Origin of the sequence: Sphingobacterium sp. UBA3549 (assembly GCF_002376635.1) — a bacterium.
Lineage (GTDB): Bacteria > Bacteroidota > Bacteroidia > Sphingobacteriales > Sphingobacteriaceae > Sphingobacterium.
In genome coordinates, this window is the sequence record NZ_DFOE01000034.1 from 1 (window position 1) to 3027 (window position 3027).

Here is a 3027-nt window from a genome sequence, read left to right on the forward strand (position 1 = left end):
TAGTGGCTATTGCATAACTGAAGTAAAGGAGTGCTCTTAAACAATAGATACGGCATAGCCATATTGCTTTTCTATAATTCTTGTATTCGTGTTTTTGTATCTTGCTGTAAATATTACTTATTGGTCATATGAGAAATTGTTTCATCATCGCTTTCCTACTATTGTTTATCTTGAGATCAGGTATTTCCCAAGAGGTGCAAGATTACACTTTTCTTTCTTATGAAAACTATCTTCCAACTCCAGAGATAGGTATTGTTGATTTTTATAAGAACTTAAATGAAAAATGGAAATGTAATTGGAATATGAATCATGATAAAGCTTATGTAAGATTCGAGGTTAGTAAGGATAGTACCGTTAAGGTTGTTTCTAGCAACATTGGACATGTCGATATGACTGAGGAAATGAATCAGAAATTTTCTTCCATATCGAAGTTTAACATTCGATCCGAAGAAAGTAATGGTAACATATGATTTTAATTGAGTAACTTTGCAGGGCAATGGGTACATTATTGGATAAAGGAGTTAAACCGTATAATCATTACGGGGCTTATTTAAAGCAAAAGTATAACGGACAGAGAGTGTTTAAAGTGATTGTGGATGGTAATTTTACTTGTCCAAATCGCGATGGCAGTAAGGGCTACGGCGGTTGTACGTACTGTAATGTAGATTCTTTTACACCGGATACAGCCCGCAAAATTCCTTCGATACGGGAACAAGTGGAATCGGGTATCGAAAGAGCCCGCAATAGCTATGGAGCTGAAAAGTTTATTATCTATTTCCAGCCAAACACGAATACGTATGCGCCGACTCATTTACTGAAAATGATGTATGATGAGGCCCTAAGCATTGATCCTGAAAATACCTTAGGTCTTTCTGTGGGAACACGTCCTGATTGTTTAGATTTTGAAAAGATCGCGTTATTGGAATCTTATACGGATCGTTATGATGTAGATTTAGAAATGGGAATGGAATCTATCTACAACGATACATTGGAGAAAATTAATCGAGGCTGCTCGCACGATGAGTTTGTTCAGGCAATGGATATGTTAAAGAATACTCCTCTGGAGATTTGTGTACATACAATTTTTGGTTTTCCATGGGAATCTGAAGAGATGATGTTAAAGTATGCAGACGAGATTAACCGGTTTCCACAGATTAAATTTGTGAAATTGCACCACTTGCATATTGTAGAAGGCTCCATTATGGGGGTAAAATATAAAAGAGAACCTTTTGAACTTTTCTCGATAGAAGGTTATACTGATTTCTTAGCCAAATTGATTCCACGATTACGGCCTGATCTGATTATTCAACGTATTTTCGGGATCGCAGACAAAGAATTGCTGATAGCACCAAATTGGGGCTTTCCGAAGTCACATATACAAACGGCAATAGATAAAGGTTTGGAGGCACGTCAGGTTGTGCAGGGGAGTCTTTTTTAAAGTCTATATCCGTTCCTCTAAATTTTGCGACACTGGCATTGAACCGGTTGTTTGAACGTAAAATAAGATAAATAAATAAGGCTNNAGCCTTATTTATTTATCTTATTAAAGAAAAGGGGAAAGCTATTTTCCTTTTCCATTTAGCCCTCAACAATCGTTTTTAGATCCGCTGGAGAATAATTGATGGATTTTAAAGTTTTGTTGTCAGCAGTTCTGAATACTAAAAACTTGCCATCAACTTCTTTGTAATAAGATTCTACTCCTTTCAATTTATAGTGTTCTTGGGTAGCAATTGCTTCCGCTTCGTCTTTACATGCTTTACTCATGTTAGAACGTTGAACCTCATCAAAAAGGGCAGAGAATTTATCTTTTAAGCCAAATTCCAATACTGCTCCGGCAAGTACATATTGGATGTCACATAGTGCATCTGCAATCTCTACCAAATCTTTATCCTGGATGGCTTCTTCTAATTCTTTTAATTCCTCAGCAATCAACGATACCCTTAAAGCACATCGTTGTTCAGATGGAATAGTAGGCGTGTCAAGGATGGGATGTTGGAATGTTTTATGGAATTCCGCAACGGAAGAAAGTGTTTTCGGATCAGTCATATTCTTTGTTTTTTTATTTTAAAGAGCAAATATAAAAAATAAGGACGGTTAACTGAATGACCGTCCTTTATTTTTATTGATATCCTTGAGCGATTAAAGGAGGTGCTTCAATTGCACAATTTCTCGTTCTTCTAGGTATCTCCAACGGCCACGAGGTAAGTCTTTTTTAGTCAGATTGGCATATACCACACGATCTAATTTAACTACTTCATATCCTAAAGATTCAAAAATACGACGTACGATACGATTTTTCCCTGAGTGAATCTGGATGCCGACTTCGCGTTTTGATCCGCCTTGAACATAGCTCAAATCGTCCGGTTTGATCACACCGTCTTCTAATTCGATACCAAAGTTAATTTTGTTAAAATCGCCCTGTGTAAGGCTTTTGTTTAGTTCGACATTATAGATTTTGCTGATGCTGTTACGCGGGTGCGAAAGCTTTTCGGCAAGGCTTCCATCATTTGTCATTAAAAGGAGTCCAGTCGTATTTCTATCGAGGCGACCAACAGGATAGATTCTTTCTTTGGTTGCTTTAGAAACAAGTTCCATCACCGTATGACGCTCTTGGGGATCGTCTGTAGTCGTGATATAATCTTTTGGTTTGTTTAACAAAACATAAACATTTTTTTCACGTTTCAAGCGTTCGTTGTTGTAGCGGATTTCATCTGTTGCAGGGTCTACTTTAGTACCCAATTCGGTAACAGGTTCTCCATTTACCCAAATGACACCAGCCGTGATAAGTTCATCTGCTTTACGTCTTGAACAAATACCAGCATTGGCGATGTAACGATTCAAACGAACTAAGCCGTCGTCTTCTGACTCCGCAGCTTTTTTCTTTGGACGTTTAATATATTGTTTTTCACCAAAGTTCTTGTTGTCATCTAAATTTCGACTTCTTTCTCCGTCAAATTTTCTGTTTGAAGACCTTGGACCGTCATTTCTGTCGGTACGTTTGAAGCTATCTTTTTTGTCGAAAGAACG

Annotated in this window: 4 protein-coding genes; 2 read left to right on the forward strand and 2 right to left on the reverse strand. The window is 37.4% G+C overall.

Annotated features, from left to right (window positions below):
* Window positions 1–128 precede the first annotated feature (128 nt).
* Both B2W36_RS16445 and B2W36_RS16450 read left to right on the forward strand, forming a co-directional pair.
* The gene (locus tag B2W36_RS16445; protein ID WP_293885345.1) at window positions 129–470 is read left to right on the forward strand and encodes a hypothetical protein; all 342 of its coding nucleotides are present in this window, start codon (window positions 129–131) and stop codon (window positions 468–470) included.
* Between the two features lie 26 nt (window positions 471–496).
* Window positions 497–1438 carry a TIGR01212 family radical SAM protein gene (locus tag B2W36_RS16450; protein WP_209581625.1) on the forward strand — a complete coding sequence of 314 codons (942 nt, stop codon included), beginning with the start codon at window positions 497–499 and terminating at the stop codon, window positions 1436–1438.
* Between the two features lie 140 nt (window positions 1439–1578).
* On the opposite strand, the gene B2W36_RS16455 is transcribed toward B2W36_RS16450, so the two are convergent.
* Window positions 1579–2046 (reverse strand): nucleoside triphosphate pyrophosphohydrolase family protein, encoded by a 468-nt coding sequence (locus B2W36_RS16455; RefSeq protein WP_046671593.1) that lies wholly within the window; start codon window positions 2044–2046, stop codon window positions 1579–1581.
* A 93-nt stretch (window positions 2047–2139) separates the two neighbouring features.
* On the reverse strand, window positions 2140–3027 hold an 888-nt coding region (locus B2W36_RS16460; RefSeq protein WP_293888782.1), incomplete at its 5' end, for a pseudouridine synthase.

What these genes read in the sequence shown, in the direction of transcription:
- B2W36_RS16445 (WP_293885345.1), top strand. Translation starts at nt 129, where the DNA reads ATGAGAAATTGTTTCATCATCGCTTTCCTACTATTGTTTATCTTGAGA.
- B2W36_RS16450 (WP_209581625.1), top strand. Translation starts at nt 497, where the DNA reads ATGGGTACATTATTGGATAAAGGAGTTAAACCGTATAATCATTACGGG.
- B2W36_RS16455 (WP_046671593.1), bottom strand. Translation starts at nt 2,046, where the DNA reads ATGACTGATCCGAAAACACTTTCTTCCGTTGCGGAATTCCATAAAACA.